General features: G+C 47.7%; 16 protein-coding genes and 1 other annotated feature. Of the genes, 2 read left to right on the forward strand and 14 right to left on the reverse strand.

The annotated features are described in order from the left end of the window. Positions 1-16: 16 nt before the first annotated feature. The 3 genes from NYE29_RS28190 to NYE29_RS28200 form a co-directional block, all read right to left on the reverse strand. Positions 17-982, reverse strand: a complete 966-nt coding sequence (locus NYE29_RS28190) for a metallophosphoesterase family protein (protein ID WP_340898439.1) — start codon at positions 980-982, stop codon at positions 17-19. A gap of 21 nt (positions 983-1003) precedes the next feature. Then, on the reverse strand, positions 1004-1438 hold the full coding sequence (locus NYE29_RS28195; RefSeq protein WP_340898440.1) for an NUDIX hydrolase: 435 nt from the start codon (positions 1436-1438) through the stop codon (positions 1004-1006). Positions 1439-1657: 219 nt separating this feature from the next. Next, positions 1658-2209, reverse strand: a complete 552-nt coding sequence (locus NYE29_RS28200) for an FMN-binding protein (RefSeq protein ID WP_076109341.1) — start codon at positions 2207-2209, stop codon at positions 1658-1660. 312 nt (positions 2210-2521) lie between these two features. Here NYE29_RS28200 and NYE29_RS28205 point away from each other — a divergent pair, with 312 nt between their 5' ends. Then, the gene (locus NYE29_RS28205; protein WP_340899824.1) at positions 2522-3091 is read left to right on the forward strand and encodes a YdeI/OmpD-associated family protein; all 570 of its coding nucleotides are present in this window, start codon (positions 2522-2524) and stop codon (positions 3089-3091) included. An 88-nt stretch (positions 3092-3179) separates the two neighbouring features. On the opposite strand, the gene NYE29_RS28210 is transcribed toward NYE29_RS28205, so the two are convergent. The 3 genes from NYE29_RS28210 to lysS form a co-directional block, all read right to left on the reverse strand. Next, a complete protein-coding gene (locus NYE29_RS28210) occupies positions 3180-3359 on the reverse strand; it encodes a hypothetical protein (protein WP_340898442.1) in 180 nt (59 codons plus the stop codon). Between the two features lie 185 nt (positions 3360-3544). After that, positions 3545-4264, reverse strand: coding sequence for a YebC/PmpR family DNA-binding transcriptional regulator (locus NYE29_RS28215; protein WP_076109339.1), 720 nt, complete (start codon positions 4262-4264; stop codon positions 3545-3547). A 91-nt stretch (positions 4265-4355) separates the two neighbouring features. Beyond that, positions 4356-5912: a lysine--tRNA ligase gene (lysS, locus tag NYE29_RS28220; protein WP_340898443.1), complete on the reverse strand. Its 1557-nt coding sequence runs from the start codon at positions 5910-5912 to the stop codon at positions 4356-4358. A gap of 64 nt (positions 5913-5976) precedes the next feature. Next, positions 5977-6240, reverse strand: a binding site (T-box leader). 184 nt (positions 6241-6424) lie between these two features. On the opposite strand from lysS, the gene NYE29_RS28225 reads away from it, so the two are divergent. After that, entirely contained in the window at positions 6425-6994 is a 570-nt protein-coding gene (locus NYE29_RS28225) for an ABC transporter permease (protein WP_144024240.1), read from the forward strand. 71 nt (positions 6995-7065) lie between these two features. Here the strand turns inward: NYE29_RS28225 and NYE29_RS28230 are convergent, their stop codons facing one another. The 8 genes from NYE29_RS28230 to NYE29_RS28265 form a co-directional block, all read right to left on the reverse strand. Further along, the gene (locus tag NYE29_RS28230) at positions 7066-8181 is read right to left on the reverse strand and encodes a 5-methyltetrahydropteroyltriglutamate--homocysteine S-methyltransferase (RefSeq protein ID WP_340898444.1); all 1116 of its coding nucleotides are present in this window, start codon (positions 8179-8181) and stop codon (positions 7066-7068) included. A 15-nt stretch (positions 8182-8196) separates the two neighbouring features. After that, a complete protein-coding gene (locus tag NYE29_RS28235; RefSeq protein WP_038591530.1) occupies positions 8197-9129 on the reverse strand; it encodes a LysR family transcriptional regulator in 933 nt (310 codons plus the stop codon). Between the two features lie 105 nt (positions 9130-9234). Beyond that, positions 9235-10353: a phosphodiester glycosidase family protein gene (locus NYE29_RS28240; RefSeq protein ID WP_076109334.1), complete on the reverse strand. Its 1119-nt coding sequence runs from the start codon at positions 10351-10353 to the stop codon at positions 9235-9237. Positions 10354-10817: 464 nt separating this feature from the next. Then, positions 10818-11972 carry a TPM domain-containing protein gene (locus tag NYE29_RS28245; protein WP_340898445.1) on the reverse strand — a complete coding sequence of 385 codons (1155 nt, stop codon included), beginning with the start codon at positions 11970-11972 and terminating at the stop codon, positions 10818-10820. Positions 11973-12112: 140 nt separating this feature from the next. Further along, on the reverse strand, positions 12113-16597 hold the full coding sequence (locus tag NYE29_RS28250) for a hypothetical protein (protein ID WP_340898446.1): 4485 nt from the start codon (positions 16595-16597) through the stop codon (positions 12113-12115). Next, positions 16584-17342: a DUF6063 family protein gene (locus tag NYE29_RS28255; protein WP_340898447.1), complete on the reverse strand. Its 759-nt coding sequence runs from the start codon at positions 17340-17342 to the stop codon at positions 16584-16586. The genes NYE29_RS28250 and NYE29_RS28255 overlap by 14 nt, the downstream gene beginning before the upstream one ends. A gap of 11 nt (positions 17343-17353) precedes the next feature. Continuing rightward, positions 17354-18862: a hypothetical protein gene (locus NYE29_RS28260; RefSeq protein ID WP_340898449.1), complete on the reverse strand. Its 1509-nt coding sequence runs from the start codon at positions 18860-18862 to the stop codon at positions 17354-17356. Positions 18863-19038: 176 nt separating this feature from the next. Next, complete coding sequence (locus NYE29_RS28265) at positions 19039-19635, reverse strand: GNAT family N-acetyltransferase (RefSeq protein WP_231578440.1); 597 nt, start codon at positions 19633-19635, stop codon at positions 19039-19041. Positions 19636-19740 lie beyond the last annotated feature (105 nt).

Here is a 19740-nt window from a genome sequence, read left to right on the forward strand (position 1 = left end):
GCACCGGCTCCCCCAGCTATGACATATACGATCCCGTCCTTGAAATCCAGCCTGCCGGAGCGCAGCGGATAACTTCGTTCATACACAATCGTATGGGAACTGAGTACAAGATCCACACTATGCTGCTCCAGCAATGGACAAAGCGCCCGCAGTGCTTCAACCTGATAACCGCGGATACATAAGGAGAATAGTGAAAGTAGACAATTTTCCATTTGGCCGAAGTGTTTTGCAGATCTTGAACCAGAAAATCATATTGCGCATTTCCTGCCTGAAATTTTCCCGAGCTGGCAGGATAAGTATCATTGTTTATGAAATCCGTGCTGTCCAGAGCAATAAAATGAGCATCTCCATAATCAAAGGAGTAATAATTCTTCGGAGCGGTAAAAGCAAAAAAATCATAATACCATGAGCCTCCGTTCTCATGATTGCCCAAGCAGCTAAAGCTGGGGGTGTCTTGCAGCAGCTCTTTTCCGGGACTGAAAAAATACTGATCCCAATCGGCATAATTTGTTCCATCGTTAACAATGTCACCGATAAACAGGCTGAAGTCCGGACGGTACTTTTTCATCTGTGCAAAGATGCTGTTGTTGATCTCACCGCCTGTGATATCAAAACCGCTGTAGCCGCCGGTTTCACTGGTTACTGTAAATGAAAACGGCTCTCCTGGCAACATAGCTGTCTTAAAGGGAAATGGCCCTGCTTCTGCCGCCTCCTGCTCATTCTGAGAATACACCTTGTAGAAATAAATCGTTCCTGGCTCCAGTCCGCTAACCGTAAGCTGATGGATTAGGGAATATCCTGAATTCTCAGCACTGGCAAGGATCTGTTCCGGCTGCTTGTAGTTTCCTTGATAACCGCTATGTATACGTTCCGCCCTCATCACTTCCACTCTGGATGTTGCAGACTTAGAGGTTTCCCACATGAAGGTCATAGACTCTTCGGTCGGCCACTGCAAATAAGGCCCCTTTATCATAGTCAGCATTAATTCACTCCTCTCTCATCTCTACCTCCACCCATGTTCCGAAAACCATACTCCCTGCCTGTATTGGTCCAGCGCCTGACCGGCAACTGGCAGAAGATTAGCTGGCAGCCGGTCTAATGGAAACCAGCGAAGATCATCACATTTGTGGGGTTCAGCGTTGCTAATTTCACCTGACCACTGCTTGGCGATAAAGAAAAAATCAACCCGTTCGTCATGGGAGGTTTTAATATGCATTACTCCGGTCATTTCTAAATCCCCGTGAGCAATTACAGCGCCGCATTCTTCCTGAACCTCACGAATTGCGGCGGTCATTACCCCTTCACCACGTTCCAGACGTCCCGCCGGGAGCGCGTAATATCCATCATCATGTCCCGTATTGAAGCGCCTGAGGAGCAGCAGCTGCTGGTTTCTAATCATAAAAACATGTACAACACTTAAGAGTCGGAATTCAGACATTCTAAGGTGCACCTTCTCTCTTTAGTTATATTATAGGAACATACGTTTGTTAAAAGCCATGTGAAAAATATAGCATAAATAATCCCACTTATCTACTTCATCTATAACTTAGATACGGCTTGGCAGTTGATAAGGGCTGTGTTCTTTACCTAGAATTAAAAACTCCTTCACAGCAGCAGCCGTGAAGGAGTCTAGTATTCATCTATCGAAGCGAATGTGTTATTTGGCAGCTTTGGCTGCGTTCAAAATAGCCGTTAAGTAACCCTTGGTATCCACCAGCGTAGCCCCGCTGACGGCATCCACCATTTCTTCTTTGCTCTTCTTGGCGAGCGTGGCTTCAAGCGATTTAATCGTCTTACCTGTCGCAAATTTCTCAACAGCAGCTAAGTTTTTGTCATAAGCAACTGTGGATTTGGCTTCTTCTTTCATATGATCACTGTAATATTTGTTATTGGCCTTCTTGGAGGCCAGAACCATTGCAGGATCTTTATAATTTTGTCCGAAATCGGCATCGGAGTTAGGAACTCCCTTGGCCACATCTGTGCTAAGGAATTGATAATCATCCAGCGAGGCAGCCACGATTACACCGTTTTGAACAACGGCAACAGCTACGGTGAAGCATTTCGTGCCATGTGCTGCCGCTTCTACCCGGCCTACCTTGAGCGGTGCACTGGCGGCTGAAGATACATCATTCAGCACGTTGCTGTTGCCTACTCCTACAACTGCTAATGAAATACCAGCTACCAGCAATAACTTTGTTACCTTTTTCACAACCATTCCCCCAGTCATGTTATAAAAACGCTTACAATCTATATTTATCAATTTTCGCCCATCAAGTCAGTTACAAATGTTACTAATAAAATGTAAATACATGGAATGATGTACGTCTTTAACCGAAGCCCGGAAGACTGTAAGATTGTTTAGATGATCACTGTAAGGTCGCTATTTCTGAGAACAGAAAAATCCACCTTTCTACTGCTTGTAAATTTTTTTGTAGCATGACCGCAAACTAATACGAAAAATAAGCCGCCTTTGCTATGATGGAGAGGTATGAATACTAGGAAAGGAGAATATTTTTCATCTATGGAAATTAAAAATCTAATTACAGCAATATCGAGAGAAGCGTTAAGGGTTTGGCTACAGGAAAATGGTAAGACTGAAAAACATTGTTGGGTCGTAGTGAGTATGTCGCCAACCCCAGATAGGCTGCTATACTTGGACGCGGTCGAAGAATCTTTATGTTTTGGATGGATTGATGGAGTCAAAAAGAAAATTTCTGAAACTGAGCTGGTGCAGAGACTGTCTCCTAGAAGCAAAAGAAGTTCTTGGACTGAATTGAATAAAGAACGTGTCCGCCGCCTCGAAAAATTGGGGTTAATGACTGATGAAGGAAGAAAGGTACTTCCTGATATGGACCACGATTCTTTTAAAATAGATAGGGTTATTGAGCAAAGGCTTAAAGAGGAAAGGCAAGTGTATGAGAATTTTTTGGCACTTCCAGCTCTTTATCAACGAGTTCGGATCGACACGATACAATGTAATATTAAGCAGCCTGAATTATTTAAGAGTAGATTAGACAAATTTATATTAAACACTAAAGAAAATAAAATGTACGGTCAATGGCATGATAATGGACGCCTTCTGGATTATTAAGAGGCGCTAGATCAAATGGTGTATAAATGACAAAAAAAGCGGCAGAATATCTTCTGCCACTTTTCTTGGTGCTACTCAAGTGGAAGGATCACTTATACGTGTTTTGTTCATTTTTCTTATAAGTCGTCCTATCATCCCGGAGCGACTCTTTGCGGTTGTCGAGTTTTTTCTGCTCTCTTTGCTGGGCTTCCTGGCTGTTGACGGGTGCATTCTCCAATTCTCCCACCGTATTGATCAGGTTTTTATCCGGCGTTGTTTCATGCGGCACTGTGTTGCCTCCTTTAAGTTGGATACTTATTAGTGTTCCAGCTTATTTTGGCATTTCCACAGCCAGATTATTCTTTCCAGCGCCCCCTAACAAAATAACCCCACATAAAGATTGCTGTCTCATATAAAAAAACGGCCAGAGCAGACAAAACATCTGCTGGCCGTCTTCGGATGAAATCAGTGCTGCTATTCTTCGGAATCTACATTATGATATACCTGCTGTACATCATCCAGTTCTTCCAGAGCATCAATCAGCTTCTCAAATTGAGCCTCGGCATCTTCGTCAAGCGCGACATAATTCTGTGGAAGCATGGTTAGTTCTGCCACGGTGAAATCGGTTATGCCTGCATTGCGGAACACTTCCTGTACCGCATGGAACTGGTCCGGTGCGGCATATACAATGACAGCCTCGTCCTCTTCCAGAACATCGCGAACATCCAGGTCAGCTTCGATCAGCATTTCCATCACTTCATCGGCAGATTTGCCTTCCAGACCGATAACGGCTGTTTGATCGAACATATACGTTACCGAACCACTGACACCCATGTTGCCGTTATTCTTACTGAACGCGGAACGCACCAGAGGGGCTGTACGGTTAACATTATTCGTGAGCGCATCAATAATGATCATTGAGCCGCTTGGTCCGAAGCCTTCATAACGAAGTTCAACATAATTCTCATCACCGCTGCCTTTGGCTTTTTCCAAAGCACGGTCGATAATGGCTTTCGGCACATTGTACGTTTTGGCGCGTTCCAGAACAACCTTCAACGCCCGGTTTGATTCCGGATCAGGTTCGCCCTTCTTCGCGGCTACATAAATCTCTACCCCAAACTTGGCGTAGACCTTACTTGTATTGGCATCCTTCGATGCTTTCTTTTCTTTAATATTATTCCATTTACGACCCATATAGTTTCCGCTCACTTTCCAACATTAATTATAAACAGTCGACTTCTATTATACCTCTGATCGAACGATCACGTAAAGGGCAGCCCATTTGCTAGGAAAAGTCTAACAAATCCAGTAATTGTCCCGCTCCCAGCACCTGAATTAACACGGGAATCCGCGGTCCCTCCTGTTGATTGAGAGTGAATTGATAGATGATTTTAAACAAACGTTTTTGATTGTTTTTCATTATTTTTTTGTCCTTATCGTGACAAATTGCGTAAATTTCCGTCATCAGCTCTTGTTCATTCATTCCTTCTCTTCGCAGTAAGCTGCAAAAATCTTTAATCCATTCCTGTTCGCCGGGCTCTAAAGTCTGATAATAGGCGATGTCAGGTTCAGTATTCACTGTAATCATACGCTGCGGAACCCATTGTCTGATCCAAAACTCCGCACGGTTTGCGGTTTGTTGGAGCAGCTCCTCGTTATGCCCTCCACCGTTACGTGCCATTATCTCCTTTAGCAGTTCGAAATCGAAGTCCACAAGCGGCAAAATACCGGAGACCTGACTGAAGCTTGGGGCCTTGGCCTCTGTAACATGGTGCATGGACAGCTCCAAAGCAGCTTTGATCTCTTCAGGGAGCGCTGGAGACGGGTAGGCTTCACGAAAACGCTCAAATTCCGCATAATTTCGGAGCACATCTTCATCCATCCCAATATGAAAAGCGGCATTCGGCTGATATTTTGCGAACAGAAACAATAAATTCTCCGGGGTATACACTTTCAGAAGATCCGCAGGCGTGTAATGATTTCCCGACGAGCTGGACATTTTGGCGTGGCTGCCTTTGATGCTGATGAATTCGTAAGGCACGTAATATGGCGGTTTATTCTCAAAGATTTGTGCGGAAATCACACTGGCTACGTTGAAGCTGCCTGTTTCAGAGGAATGATCGCGTCCACCGGGCTCGCAAGCTACCCCTTCCATTCCCCAGCGCATCGGCCAGTCTATTTTCCAATGCAATTTGATTATAGCAGCCTCCGGGACAGAGACAGCGTTATGCTGACCACATGTACATGTATAGGTTAGTGTTTCTGCCTGATCGTCAAAATCCACAACCGTAGTGCTATCCTTTCCGCATTGCTCACAATATACATGAACTGGATAAAAAGCGGCTCTGTCTTCTGCACTGGCTTCCCCTGTTTTAAATGACATGAAAATATCGTAAATCTCCCCTCTGCGGCACAGCGCTTGAAGGATGGCCGGATTGTAGCGGCGCGACTGATACTCCCTGCTCTGATAGATGAACTCGGGTGTAATCCCAAATGCCATCAGCGCTTGTTCAAATTCTTGCTCGAAATGCTCCGCATAGGAGGAATGGCAGCCAAAAGGACACGGAACCTTGGAATAAGGCAATCCAATATATCGTTCAAAGCCTGGATCTACATGATTAGGAACCTTCCGGAAACGGTCGAAGTCATCCCATGAAAAAATAAACCTCACTTCTTTGCCCGCTTTTTCGAGCGCTTTGCTTACAAAATAAGTCGTCGCGATCTCCCGGAAATTCCCGATATGTACCGAACCCGACGGGCTGATCCCCGAAGCACACACAAAGGCTTGCTGCTCAGGATGCATTTCAATTAACTGACTCGCTATTTTTTCTGCCCAATGCATAACCAATCACCTCTAATTTTTTAGTTGGAAAAAGCAAAAAAGCTCTCGTCCGCAAGATTGTCATCTTGAGGACGAGAGCTATAATTAGCGTCGTGGTACCACCTCTGTTTGCGAACAGGTTACCCTGCTCACCTCTTCGGGTACGGCCATTACGCTTATACCCTATCTCTGTAACGGGAGATCCCGTCATACCATCCTTGAGCAACCGGCTCAATTCTGTATGAAGCTCGGAGACTTTATTCGTTGGAATCATCGCTGCTCCATTTCACCAGGCTGGAGCTCTCTGTGAACAATACGTTCCAATTACTCTTCTCTTCATTGCTGTTGTTGATGTAAGTTATTGTAAGCCATAGTAACCCGGTTCGTGTACATCTGTCAATAACATCCGTTTGATGAATAGGTATATCACCATAAATGTGCTGATATCCCCTGTTATTTACCCATTTCAATCAACTGCAAGTGCCATATATATAAGTTGAATGAGGTAAACACCTACACTTAGGAGGGATATCATGTATAAACCGATACGCAAAAAAAATTTCAGAAGAAGACCTTTGGTCATAAAAATCCAAAAACATAAAAGAGTTGAACCGAAAAGAATAAGACCTCTGGATATCTGGAGCACGATCCGTCCATCGGCTTTTAGGGCAATCGGTGCCCCTAACAGCGTTGTCAGCATAACTAAAGCAGATCAGCTTACCAAAATTCCTTTTCCTGTGGTTCAATTCGATTTATGCGGTGAATATGATCCTCTCCACTCCGTGTTTATTCCAAAAACTTCAGGCGTTTATTCCATCAGTTCATTGATTGCCGTCAATCCGGTAAACCCTACTGTCAATTATGTCATTGCACTTGTGATCCTGGTGAATGGTATTCAATCTCCTAATACACCGGTAGACAACGATTTTTTCGGCACCAATGTAAACAGAAGCAACGCTACAAGTGTTTCTACGATCTTGAAACTGAACGGCGGCGATCGGGTTGAAATCTTTGCCACCACCACAACTCCAGGCTTTATAGATCAATTTTCATTTGTTGTCACGACTTCTTTCGAAGCTGCCAGATTCCCGTCTCCTTGCTGACTCGCAAATCTGCACTAAGAGACCGCTCCTAATTTCAGGAGCGGTCTCTTAGTGGGTAACTCGTATTCTGTTCAGATCCAGACTTCATTAGCGGTTTCAATAACCAGGCGCAGCTTATCCCACTGCTCTTCCTCAGTCAGCATATTGCCTTCCTCCGTGGAAGCAAATCCGCATTGCGGACTCAGACACAGCTGCTCAATATTCACATATTGGGCGGCTTCTTCAATTCGGAGCTTAAGCTGCTCTTTACTCTCAAGGCCTCCATGTTTGGTAGTCACCAGCCCCAGTACTACAAATTGATCACGGATAAACCGCAGCGGCGCGAAATCACCGGACCGTTCATTATCGTATTCAAGGAAAAAAGCATCGACCTCTGCCTGAGCAAACAGCACTTCGGCAATCGGCTCATATCCCCCAGCGGCGAACCAGGTGGAGCGGAAGTTGCCCCGGCATACATGCAGGGCAATCGTCATATCCGCCGGACGTAGAGAGATGCTCTCGTTAATCAGCCGCACATAGTCCTGCGCCAGCTGGTCCGGATCAATTCCCCGGCTGCGCAGATGCGCACGGTGTTTGCCGCTACATAGAGTTCCCCAAGTCGTATCGTCCAGCTGCAGATAGCGGCAGCCTGCATCATAGAAAGCCTGAATCGCTGCCCGGTACACTGCTATAATATCTGCGTACAGCATTTCACGCTCCGGATAAATTTCATTCCCGTTATAATCCTGCACGAAATGAAACAAGGCAGGAGAAGGAATCGTCATTTTTACCGGCGTATCTCCGGCTAACTGCTGCGTCTTGATAAATTGTCCGATCATGGGATGGTCCGTAAAGGCGATTTTACCGACAATCTTGAAGCTCTCCGCCCGCTGGGCAGTTTCTTTTGAGCAACCGCCTTGGTTCAGGCTGATTTTCTGTGTGCCTTGGATTCCGAAGAAGAAATCAAGATGCCACCAGGAACGCCGGAACTCACCATCTGTGACCGCCTTAAGTCCCAGCGCCTTTTCCTGCTCCAGCAGCTTGGAAATCTCTTGATTCTCTATCTCATAAAGCTGCTCTGCCGTGATTTCACCCTGTTCAAACAAATTGCGGCCGGTCTTAATCTCATCTGTACGCAGGAAGCTGCCGACGATGTCGTAACGAAAGGGAGGAGCATTTCTTTTGGAGCCGATAACTGGACTGATCATACGTCCCTCCTGCTGTTATAGTAAGGATTGATTGAAGTCGAAATATTGTTCAGACACCAGATCATTCAGAATTTCAATGAACCCGGACATGATTTCGCTTGGCTTGCGGTCCTTGTGGGCAATCCAGCCAACCGTGAACACTTCATTGCTGTCAAAAGGAACCGTTACGAGCCCTTCGCCGTTCAGCTCAGAGGCCATAATGCCCGTGCCTATCGTATAGGAATCACTCCCCAGCAACAAATGGGTCAGCGTGGCCCGGTCTGTCACTTTAACATTTTTCTGAATCTGCGTGAAGCTCAGCATCTCTTCAGAAAAATGCAGCGAATTGTTATCCCCTTGCTCAAAGGTAATATAGGGATACGGAAGAATCTCGTCCTGTGTAACCCTTTCTTTGGCGGCCAGTGCGTGGCCCGTTCTGACATAAACATGCGGGTTCGTATTGAACAGCGGGGTGAATTTCAGGTTCCCGTCGCTGAACAGCTTGTTCATCACTTTATAGTTACTCTCGTTGATATACAGAATACCGAGATCGCTGCGCAATGTGCGGACATCTTCAATAATTTCATAAGTCTGCGTTTCTCTCAGGCTGAAATTATATTCCGCCACATTGCGCTCGTTCATCAACCTGACAAACGCATCAACGACAAAAGCATAATGCTGGGTCGATACGGAAAAATAAATCGGGCTGCGTTTCTTGCCGGTATACCGGTTCTCCATAAACTCGGTTTGTTCAATGATCTGCCGGGCATAGCCCAGAAATTCCATCCCTTCAGCAGAGATGCTGATCCCTCTGTTGTTTCGTTCAAATATAGTTATTCCCAGTTCGCTCTCCAGTTCCTTAATGGCGTTGGAGAGACTGGGCTGCGACACAAAAAGCCTTTTGGCCGCTTCATTCATTGAGCCGCTGTTGGCAATTTCAATTGCGTAGCGGAGCTGCTGCAATGTCAACCCTGTTCCCCCTCCGGTCCTTAAGCGATAATTCAGCATCACAGAAGATATCGTAGCATAGAACCTTCTGAGGTTCCACGTCTGTTCTGTCTAGCCTACCGGCAGTTAATGTGTCCGCTTCTTTCCAGCATCAATTTTCGCAGGGTCCAGGCCTTCCCAGATGTTCGCAATATCCGCCTGCTCCGGGTGCTCAAACACCAGAAAAGCCGTAGGCAAATAACGTTCTCCGTATTGCGAAGAAGGTTTGTTAACGATCTCGTTGTCCTTAACAAGTACGGTGGATGAACCTCCGTCCAGATTGGCAGCGATCACCGCTCCGTGCTTCAGCATGATTTGCTGCACATCATATAGATTGGCGCCGATGCTGTATCCGGGCTGCCGTCCGTCGATCACCACAAATAGAAGGGCACCGTCATCACGTTGACCCATCGCCGTTCTTGGGGCAATCCCCCAGCCTTCGGCCGCATTCTTAATAAGACCCTTGCCGTTGACGATCAATCTCGGTTGAAAGGACACTGCCTCCTGTACACCAAGATCACTGAGCTCATTCAGCGAATAATTGCCGGCGATCATTTTGCCTTGCTTATCGAGGCCGACGATTTGTGTTGATTTTTTTCCGCCCAAACCATTGTAAAACAATTTCCCTTGCGAAATCACGAGTCCTATCGGCTTAAATCCGTTGCCTTTCCAGTTCGGGTCGGCGAAGCCGCCACCGTTCACACCGGCAATCGCGCCGGTTCGTGACACCATGCTGGACACTTTCTCGCCCGATCCAATTTTGCCGGGAACACCCAGCCGTACCTTTGTCGGATCATTAACGGTCATGACATAACCGGAATAACCCGTGCCGGACACTTCCTCAATCTCGACCAGAGGTTTTTCTACCTCCACCGGCGGCTGTACAATGGTATGGGTGTCCTTCTCATCTCCCATATGCACAAAGCGTTCATTGTACTCCTTAACCCGGTCTTTCAGTTCATCTTCACCAATGATATATTTCGCCATATAGCGGTGTTGAGTGGTAATCAGCGTATCTGCGATCAAGTAGCGAAGATTATGCGCGGAAGGCGCAAAATACAGCCAGCTCCCGCCGGCGATTAGTAATAGGATCAAGATTAAAAAAAGTCTGGAGAGTGTGCGTAAAAAGCTTTTTTTCTTGCGCTTGCGGACCGGTTTTTTCTTCTTGCTTACAGCATTGCGCTGAGGTAATGATGATGAGCTCACTTCGTAAAGCCTCCCTAATACTTCTATTAATGGTAATAAGCATGAGAACATATACTTTCATCATAGACGATAATGAAAGATTAAAAGTTTCATTTTTTTCAATTCTGCTGCTGAAGGTTAGGAGACCCGTGCACTATAATGAGGTTAAATGTCGCTTGGAGGGGGATTTCCAATGAATTTTAAAGATTTTGAGAATTGATAAATGTACTTGAAGCCGAGGCCAGAAGCTTGGGACTGGTCTAAGTAACTGCCGATGCAAGCATCACGGCAAAGCCATTTTTTGAACATCACGGCTATAGGTCCGTTCAGATGCAGGCGGTGGAGCGGAAAGACGTTATCCTGCATAATTTCAAGATGATCAAAGAGTTAGACTAACAAAGTAATGTTAAACTTCACAAAAAAAATAATGCCCGTTGACCTTGTAGGGTCAATCGGGCATTGGATATCGCTTTTCCGCCATCATTTCATCCGTGTCTTTGCTTGCGGCTGCCATAACCGTATAGTGCGATTTTTCTGTTCCGCCATACTATCGCAAGGCTAAACAACAGGATAAACACAAGAAACAGACCGCTGACTATTATACCTTTGGATATAGAAACAGGCTGGTTTTCCACCACCATTGCTTTGTCAGCCTGTAATGCAGCCGTACTGGAAACGGCAATAGTCTCTGAACTTGCCAGTGTGGAACTCTGGGAAATATCTGCTCTGGCCAACAAGAATTTGTGCAAAGCATTGACTGTTGCTACCGCACCACTTGCGTAATTTTTTCGGGCAAATTCCGGTTCAAGCACCTTATCCAGAATATCTTGCATCGCCTCATTGGTCAGCATTCCGTCGATGTCCTTGCCTTGCAGTATATGGTAATTGTCCCCGCCGATGTCCAGCACCAGCATTACATCCTTGGAACCCGCCCCAATGGAGGCGAATTTCGAATACGTATATTCCTGCAGGTTTTTGTCTGCGGAATTTTTAACCGTAACCACATAAATGCCGCTTCCGGTCGTTGTCTTGAAACGGTTGCTGGATTGGTTGAGATAAAGCTTGCTGACCTTTTTGAGAACTCCGGCATTATCGGACACGTAGGTTTTGGAACCGACCTGCTCCTTCCAGACTCCGCCCAGCTTTTGGATCAGTGACCCGTAAGTTTTGCGTGCCCCGAAGCTGTACTCCTTCCTGGCAAAGTCCGGCGCAAGCGACTGGGAAAGAATTTGCGATAAAACAGCGTCATTAAGCTCGTCCTCCAGGCCTCTGCCCCTAACCACCCAGTACTCGTTATCTTTGATCGAAAAGAGCAGCAGCACACCCTTATTGTTGTCAGCTGAGCCTACTTCCCAGGCGTTGAACAGCGAGGTTGCATACTCCTCTATCGCAGCTCCATTTGTAGAGTCCACTGTCACCAGCACAACTTGTGAACCGCTCTGCTGATGCAAACGAATACCATAGTTGACGATGTAATTTTCGGTTTTCTCATCAATCACATTGGCGAAATCATTTACGTAAAAAGAGTCCGTGTGCTCAGGCACGGCAGTTCGGGCCAAGCTAAAAGCGGGCAGCAGCATACTCAGCAGCAGTACAATTAAAGCTATGATAAACGTCTTTTGTCTCATCCGAATTTCCATGATCTTCATCTCTCCTTCCATACGAAAATAGTATATTCAAAACATAGCGTGGTAGAACAAAAAGAGACTCAGCGTGATGCCGGGTCTCTTACTTTATTTCTATAGTTGCCATTAGAAAGCGCGATTGACTTATGATACGGTCAGAACAAGGAGGCAGGGATCAGCTTTCGGCCACCCTTAATGAGCGTGGATTCCAGCATTTCTCCTTTATCTCCCCCAAAATACAGCTGCCAGTACACGCCGAAACGGATGCTGACATCATTCTTCACCAGCTCGGGCGGCGTAACGATCAGCCACTGGAATTTGAGTGCTTTGGATATTTCAAATACCGGATCAAGTACGTTGTTCGAAACCATCTCACCAAATGGATTATCGTACAGGAAAACCGTCCAGCCCTTGTTCTCGCGGTTAACCCGCTTATGGGTCATGATCATCATAGCAACCAGCAGCTGCACAGACTGGCGTTGCCCGCCGCTGCCGACAGCCTCATCCAGTGCTCCCCGGTTAATAACTTCCCAGTCGGAATAATGGTACTCTTCAGGAGACGCATACAGGAAATAGTTCTCGGTCACCGGCTTGTAGACCTGAAGCACCGGAAAACGGTTCTGCATCGCGGCGTATACGATTTTCCCGTCATTGATCATCTCTTTGACAGCGGCTGCCGGCACCTGCTCAATCTTGGCATATTTCTCCAATAGCCCGCTAATGCAGCGGTTGAAATAATCACTGACCAGCGGCTCGATATCATCGCTCGTCTTCGGCACCGTAATGTTCTTGTAATTCAGGCGGACCAATGGAAAAGCATGTCCATTCTCATTAAGAATGATCATCCGGCGTTCCATACGCTTCAGGATATCGACAATCTGCACGACACGTTTGGCGGCGCGGCCAACCCAAAGCTTGCGGGACAGCTCCATCCCTTCCTTGTCGCTGCGGATGCTCTCAATCTGATCGCGCGAGCTTTGGAGCATGGAATCAAGCACCTGCCGGGCTATCGAAAAGTCATCCCAATGTACAGTATTCAGCCTTTCCTGGATTTTGGTCTCCAGCTCGGCATTCCAGCCGCTTTTCGCCAATTTACTGCTTAAAGACGTCTTCTCTTCCTTCACCTTACGGGAGATTTCCGACCGCTCACTGCGGCTTTCCTTGCTGCGCAGCAGCCAGTCAGCTACCAGCGGCTCACAATTTTCTTTTACCCGCTGCTGCAGCTCTTCAGGAACATCCCGCATTTGGACCCGTCCCTCTACATGGGTATCCATGATTTTGCTTTGGCTTACCAATGTTTGAATCCATTGATCCATAACACTCAAGGCTTGTTTGCAGCTGTTAAGCAGCTGTTCATTCTCCCGGAAACGCCTGCTGATCTCTTCTTCCTTCTGATCCAGCGGATCATGCCATATTTCTACAGCACGTTCATGTTTCTCCTTAATCGCTTTTTCGGATTTCCGTAGATCCTTCTGCAGATTCTCAAGGATGGTCTGGGCGCGGATAAACGAATCGTGGACAAGCTGATAGTCCTCATCCAAGTATACCGTCTCGTTCTTCTGTCTCGCTCTGGCCGTCAAAATCACCTCGGCTGTATCCGTTGGAAGAGGGGCATTCCGCCAATCTTGATCCACCTGGACCACCGCAGCTTCGATCTCCGCCAGCTGTTCACCGGCCCGTTTGATATTCCCCGCTCTCGTACGGATCTCCAGTTCATTCTGCGTTAAGGACTGCTGGAGGCTTTCCACCGTGCTGAGCAGCTGCATTAGCGTATCTTGAGCAGCAGGATCAAGTACGGGCTCTTCTTCCAGAGCAAGAGCAGCCAGATCTTCGGCGGGGAAAGCAATTTCGGGAAACCAGTTCTGCAGCCTTGGAAAAAGCGAATAGCGGGTATCTCCAATCCACTTCTCCCGCTGCTGCGCGGTACTGCCCAGCTCGGCTTTTACCTGAACCAGCCCCTGATCCTTGCTGGCGATTTCTTTGCTTAATTCTTTTTTGCGCTCTACCGCTTTTTGCTTATCCTTATAATCCTGTTCCTGCTTCTTTGTCCGTACATCCCACTGGCGCAGCGCCTGTGCTCTTTCCTCATGCTCGGTCCGATCGGCTTCAGATTGTACCAGCTCTCTCTGAATAACCGCAAGGCTGTCTTCATTCCTGCTGATCTCCGTGTTCAAATCCCCGAGCTTTAGATTCAGCTCATTCTGCAGTAATTCAAGTGTATTCAGTTTGGCTTTCAGGGCCAAGGTATGTTCACTCTGGAACAAGCGCTCGAATTCCTGCCGCGCCGATTTCAACTTGGACAGATAGGCTTCCGCATCCTTAAGCTCTTCCTCCTGTTGCTTAAGACTAGAGGATATTCCGCGTTTCCATTCCTGGAAATGATCCGGCTGCAGAACCATCTGCGGACCTTGATTGGCTAGCAGCAGGAAAGGACCGGATGCGGCTTCCGCCATCTCTTCCCGGATGAAAACCGGCACCGCTGACTTGAGCAGGACTTCTTTCAGCGTATCCGGCTGGAGCTTGGCAGCTTCGCGCTGCGTCACAATAATTCCGTAAGGAAGAAGCGGATGCCGTTCCATTTCCTCTTCACGGCTCAGGTAAGGCAGGTCATTCAGGTAGGAGCTGCCGATCATGGAACTGATTTTGAGTGAATCCAGTGTGTCCTTCACTCTCAGGATATCCGCATTCGGCAACCAGAAGGACTCCTGCTGCAACTCTACATCGATCAGCTGGTTGTAATAATCCCTTCTCAGCCGTTTCGTCTGCTGCTCAGCTTCATCCAGCCTGCGGATAAACCGCTCCTGAATGGCCGGTTTCGCTTCAAATAGCGCCGTAACTCCCAGTTGGTGATGCTCTTCATACATTTCCAGCAGCACGACCAGCTGTGACCAGAGTTGTGACTCCCTGTTCATCTGTGACTCCAGCAGATTGTGAAGCTCATCGCTTTGGCTTTGCCCGGCATTCAGCTTCACCTTCAGCTCAGTCTGCGTTTGGTGCAGACTGAGCTTACGCTCTTCAGCAGTTTTGCGCTGCTCGTTTAAGCCGCTGATATTGTCTGCGATACTCTTAGCTGCTATTAACGTGCGCTGCAGCGCCGCTCCTGGCGCCCCGGCTGCTTCATGCCCATGGCGTGAAGCAAAAACACCCAATTCCTCGGTATATTGGCGGATGGCCCCTGTAAGTTCATTGACCCGGTTATCCAGACCGCCCAGTTCCAGCAGCAAGCTTTCCCTTTCTTTGCGTAAGCCATTTTCTTCAGCAGTCAGAGAATACTGGCGGGTTACGAACGACGAGACCTGTCCCTGCCAGAGCTGAAAGACTTTGTCCCACTGCAGCCGCAGCTCTTCCTTCGCTCCCTGAATAACCTCTTGGCGTTCCTTCATTTCCAGCGAGCCTTCGATAGCTTCAATTTCTTTCTGCCATTGCTCGATCTGGCGGAGCTGCGCGCTGCGTTTGGCCAGATAATAAGCTACTTCAAGCTTTTTCTCTTTCAGCTTCGACTCATCCAGCCGCAACTTGGCCCGTGTCTGGTTGTCTGAAATCCTCGTGAATTCATCCTGCTTAAGATCCTGTTCCTCTTTGCTGCGCAGATATTTCAGATTATCGCCCTCAAAACGCAGTTGGCGCGCCTCCTGGTGATGCTGAACCAATGCATCGGCAGTTTTGCTGCGTTCCGCCTCTGCGTTCTTAAGCTCCTCGTGAATGACCGTGGACATCTGCCGACCCAGCAGTTCAGTCTCTCTGAAGCTCCGCTCGGCTTCCGTCCCCTGTTCGACCAGCTCATACAGCGGTGCAGCCAGCGTAGTGAATTCGGCAAAAGCCTTTTCCCTCTGCTCCAGCATCGGAAGTCTCTGGGCAATGGTTGCGGTATCAATAAACATCCGCTGAAGCGAACCATCCTCTTCTTTGACACCCTCGTTCAGACTGGAGCCAATCTCCGGAATAATCAGCTTTTCGAACAGATTGTGGTTGGTAAAGGCCTCATTTTTTTGAAAATAGCCCTTGATCCCGCCCTCTTCACCATTGATCCGTTTCATGTTACGCCATTCACCAATATGAATATCCCGTTCAGCAAGGAAGCTGTAGTACTTCTTCAGATCGGAGCTGTGGCTGCCGAAGGCAACAATTTCATTCCGCCGTTCCCGTACAAATTGCTGAATCGTCTCAAAACTTACAGGACCGCCTTCCGCATGATCATACAGCGGCAGCGTTGACAGGGTCAGCTCAGCCTGCTCTTCATAATCCATCAGCGCGTAGAGCAGATAGTCAACCTTAATCTCCAGCTGATCTATCGAGCTGTGGGCAGTCATGGCAATGCCGGTCGTCATGTATTCATTACGCTCACTGTTGTCCAGCCGCCACTCAATCGCTACGTGAAAGGTATAGGGCTTAAGCTGTTTTTTATGATTATGGAAAAAAGCCTCGACCTGGTTCTCGTTGTCTTTCCCCCAAGCCGCCTTAGGCAGGAGCAGTTGGAAGATGGACTGCAGCAGCACCCCTTTCCCGCCGCCGTTCATCAGGGTAATCAGGGTATTGGCCGGGCCTTCCTCATTGCAAAGATCAAGAATCATATCATCATACTTCTTAAGCATCTTCTCGTATTTCAGTCCGGCAATACGGATTCGTTCAATGCGAGGCATAGCCTTCCCCCTCCTTCTCCGTCAAGGTCCGGCCGATCAGAGCTTTCAATTCCTTGTAACGGTCTACATCGTGGTACAGATACCGCATTCTTTCATATAACTCTTCCCGGGGGAAAATCCGCTTCTCGTTCTCGGAAATAAACACCAGATGTTCCTCCTCCAGCAGCTTCATCCCTTCATGAATCAGTCCGATCCGTGAACCGGAGCCTCTCGACAGGGAATCGCCTTCCTCCTGGCTTTTGGTCTGCATATAAAGGCTTGCCCATACTTTATGCATTGCCTGAATATCCAGACGCCACTGCTTGCTGAAGCTGCCTTCCTCATCCAGCTCGATCCATGCTTGTAGAAGCGAGGACACCTGATCAGAGATTTGGATATAGGACATGCTGTCCTGACCGGGCTTAAAGTGCTGCTCATCCTGATCCATTTCCGCCAGAAAAACCAGGATAATGACGTTGATAATATGTAAATGGGTTTTACGTTCAATCCGTGAGTATTTATTCCGCAGCTGTGTGAAGTTGGACGCGAACCCCGATCCCAGCGGATTGACCAGCAGGTGAAGGCGGTGCCCGGAATTCATAATCCGGCAGCCTCCCTCTTTGGCCATATACTGCAAGGCGTCATAGGCCCCCGTATCCTGCAGGCATTCCACTGCGGCTGGATCATCCAGGGATATGACTTTCCGCCGTAGCAGATCAAAAAACAGCCGCGAAGCCTGCTGCAATTGTTCCAATGAATAGCTCATGCTGTATTCTCTCACCTCTCTACTATAGTAATGGTATAAGGGCTCATTTCCAGACCGGGCCAAATCACGCTTGTCCCCTGATCCGGTTCAAGTATGGTTGTCCGCAGCACTTTGCCCCGCAGCATCTCCAGCTCGGGACAATCCGTAAGCAGCCGCTGAATCAGCTTCTGGCACTCGTCACTTCCGCCAGGGTTGTCTTCGTTTCGCTCCTGTACGATAACCTCGGTATGAAAGAATTGTACCCACAGGTCAATGGCATCCGGGAGCCGCGCCCATCGGGACTGTTCCTCAGGAGAGAATGCATCCGCTTTGAACGTAAAACGTCCTTTGCCGGCAAGCTCGGTAAAAATCGGTTTCCACAGCTCAGCAACTTCAGTCCAAGGTATAGACTTAGGCGTATAAGTTGCAAGTTGCTCCTCCCCTTCTTCATCGGGCTCATCCAGATATTCTTCCGGCAGAAAACCGACATCCTGTTCTTCCCAAGCCCAGGCGAGGGGGTAGATAAAGTCCTGGCTCGGTGTGAACAGTCCGCTAATCAAGGTTTCCAGACTGTCCCCGCTCGGCAAGCCTTCAGCTTTCACCCATTCCTCCCATACATTCGTGCGAAAATTAAAACCGGCAGCTCCCCAGAACAGCTCTGGAAAGTTCAGTCTTAAATTGGTTTCGGCTTCAAAAATGCTAAGTACAACCTCCGCGAGCTCGTCATGCACTTTCCTTGACAGCTCCACCCGTTCGGATAGCAGGCGCAGCTCGTTAAAGTCGATAACATCCTTCTCGTCATTCGCCAACCGGGCCAGGGAACGGTGGATATTATCAAAATGCTTGCGTTCTTCATCAAACTGCTGGTGAATTTCCTCCAGCCGCTGATGCCGCATAACCCCATATTCGCTGAACATATGCTTCGGGTTGCGCCGCAGCGCATTGCGGTATTCCTGCTGTTGCTGAGTCATTTTCCGAACCCGCGAGATCAGTTCACCCACATCCTGCATCGCCCGGGTGACGCGTCCATGCTTAATATGCATTTGGATCTCCAGCAGTTTAATACTAATCTGGAACTCTTCTATAATCTCATGGCTCATGAAGATAAGCTCCATCGCATATTCGGAAAGGCGGTAAACTGTCTTGCCGCTCTCTTCCCAGCTGGTGCGGGTCGCATCCTCGTCTACCGTAAAGTATTTGTACTTTTGCAGAGTCATCTGCCGGGTTTGATCATCATAATAATAGGCTTCGAAATCCCCGCCGCCCCCGCTCCACAGCAGCCCGTCTACCAGCCGTTCCACAGATTCGATGGTTCCAAACCTTGCAATATTAAACCGCTCCAGTGAACTCCAGGCCAGCTCAATAATATCCTCTTTGGCTCTTCGTTCATTGGATTCCAGCTCGAGATAATAGACCTGCAGCAACACACTCAGCGCAATCATTTCCTTATAAGGCTGTAGTTCTCCAAGATTCATGCCCGCCCCCAGCGTCCACAGTGGGTTAAGGCGTTTGTTCCGTTCACCAAAATCAGACCAGTTCATCCTTGCGCCAACCTCGCCATCACTTCGTAGTTTAGGAGCATTTTTGCATAGCCCTCACAAAATAACATAAACCCATATCTGCCCCATGAAGGGAGAAATATGGGCTGGGTACCACTGATAACTTACGTTTATTGGGGAATATATGTTTCTATTATACCAATGAATTGAGGATAGTTCTACGAATATTTAACATTCAGCAGGTATTGCAGATTCTCTTTGACCGCAGGCCACTCCTCGTCAATAATGCTATAGAGTACATTATCAAGAACGGTGCCCTCCGACGTAATTCTGTGCTTGCGCAGAACGCCTTCTTTTACAGCGCCAATACGTTCAATGGCTTTCTGTGATCTCAGATTGTATCCGACTATCGTAAAATTGACCCGGATCAGCCCCAGTTCTTCGAAGCAGTAATGCAGCAAAAGCGACTTGGATTCGGTATTGACAGGCGTTCTCCAATACTCCGGTGAAATCCACGTACAACCAATCTCCGCATTGCGGTGGATCCGGTCCAGATGCATAATCCGCGAGGTGCCGACGACTTTTCCAGAAGCTTGTTCAATCATGACATAAGGAAGGTCCGCCCCATTCTCCTTATTGCGCAGCGCAGTTTCTATTAGTTGTTCCACTTGTTGGATTGTTGTTATTTTCCGCCAGGTGTATTCCCAGATTTGCGGATTGTGCAGGAGCTTGAGCAGCTCCGCCCTATGATCGGCTTCCATAGGAATAAGCTTGATAAACTTGCCGTTTAGTTGTTTGATGTTGTTTGTAATCACAAAGGACGCCTCCAGTATTGTCTATTCATCAAGCCCGAGATTATTATAAAATACCCGAAACATCCTTGTCTGCCTATTTACGTAAAATGACTGCCCCGTCTATGA

Origin of the sequence: Paenibacillus sp. FSL M7-1046 (genome assembly GCF_038007405.1) — a bacterium.
Classification (GTDB): Bacteria; Bacillota; Bacilli; order Paenibacillales; family Paenibacillaceae; genus Paenibacillus_AQ.

What these genes read in the sequence shown, in the direction of transcription:
- NYE29_RS28190 (WP_340898439.1), bottom strand. Translation starts at nt 982, where the DNA reads ATGCTGACTATGATAAAGGGGCCTTATTTGCAGTGGCCGACCGAAGAG.
- NYE29_RS28195 (WP_340898440.1), bottom strand. Translation starts at nt 1,438, where the DNA reads ATGTCTGAATTCCGACTCTTAAGTGTTGTACATGTTTTTATGATTAGA.
- NYE29_RS28205 (WP_340899824.1), top strand. Translation starts at nt 2,522, where the DNA reads ATGGAAATTAAAAATCTAATTACAGCAATATCGAGAGAAGCGTTAAGG.
- NYE29_RS28215 (WP_076109339.1), bottom strand. Translation starts at nt 4,264, where the DNA reads ATGGGTCGTAAATGGAATAATATTAAAGAAAAGAAAGCATCGAAGGAT.
- lysS (WP_340898443.1), bottom strand. Translation starts at nt 5,912, where the DNA reads ATGCATTGGGCAGAAAAAATAGCGAGTCAGTTAATTGAAATGCATCCT.
- NYE29_RS28225 (WP_144024240.1), top strand. Translation starts at nt 6,425, where the DNA reads ATGTATAAACCGATACGCAAAAAAAATTTCAGAAGAAGACCTTTGGTC.
- NYE29_RS28230 (WP_340898444.1), bottom strand. Translation starts at nt 8,181, where the DNA reads ATGATCAGTCCAGTTATCGGCTCCAAAAGAAATGCTCCTCCCTTTCGT.
- NYE29_RS28245 (WP_340898445.1), bottom strand. Translation starts at nt 11,972, where the DNA reads ATGGAAATTCGGATGAGACAAAAGACGTTTATCATAGCTTTAATTGTA.
- NYE29_RS28250 (WP_340898446.1), bottom strand. Translation starts at nt 16,597, where the DNA reads ATGCCTCGCATTGAACGAATCCGTATTGCCGGACTGAAATACGAGAAG.
- NYE29_RS28255 (WP_340898447.1), bottom strand. Translation starts at nt 17,342, where the DNA reads ATGAGCTATTCATTGGAACAATTGCAGCAGGCTTCGCGGCTGTTTTTT.
- NYE29_RS28260 (WP_340898449.1), bottom strand. Translation starts at nt 18,862, where the DNA reads ATGAACTGGTCTGATTTTGGTGAACGGAACAAACGCCTTAACCCACTG.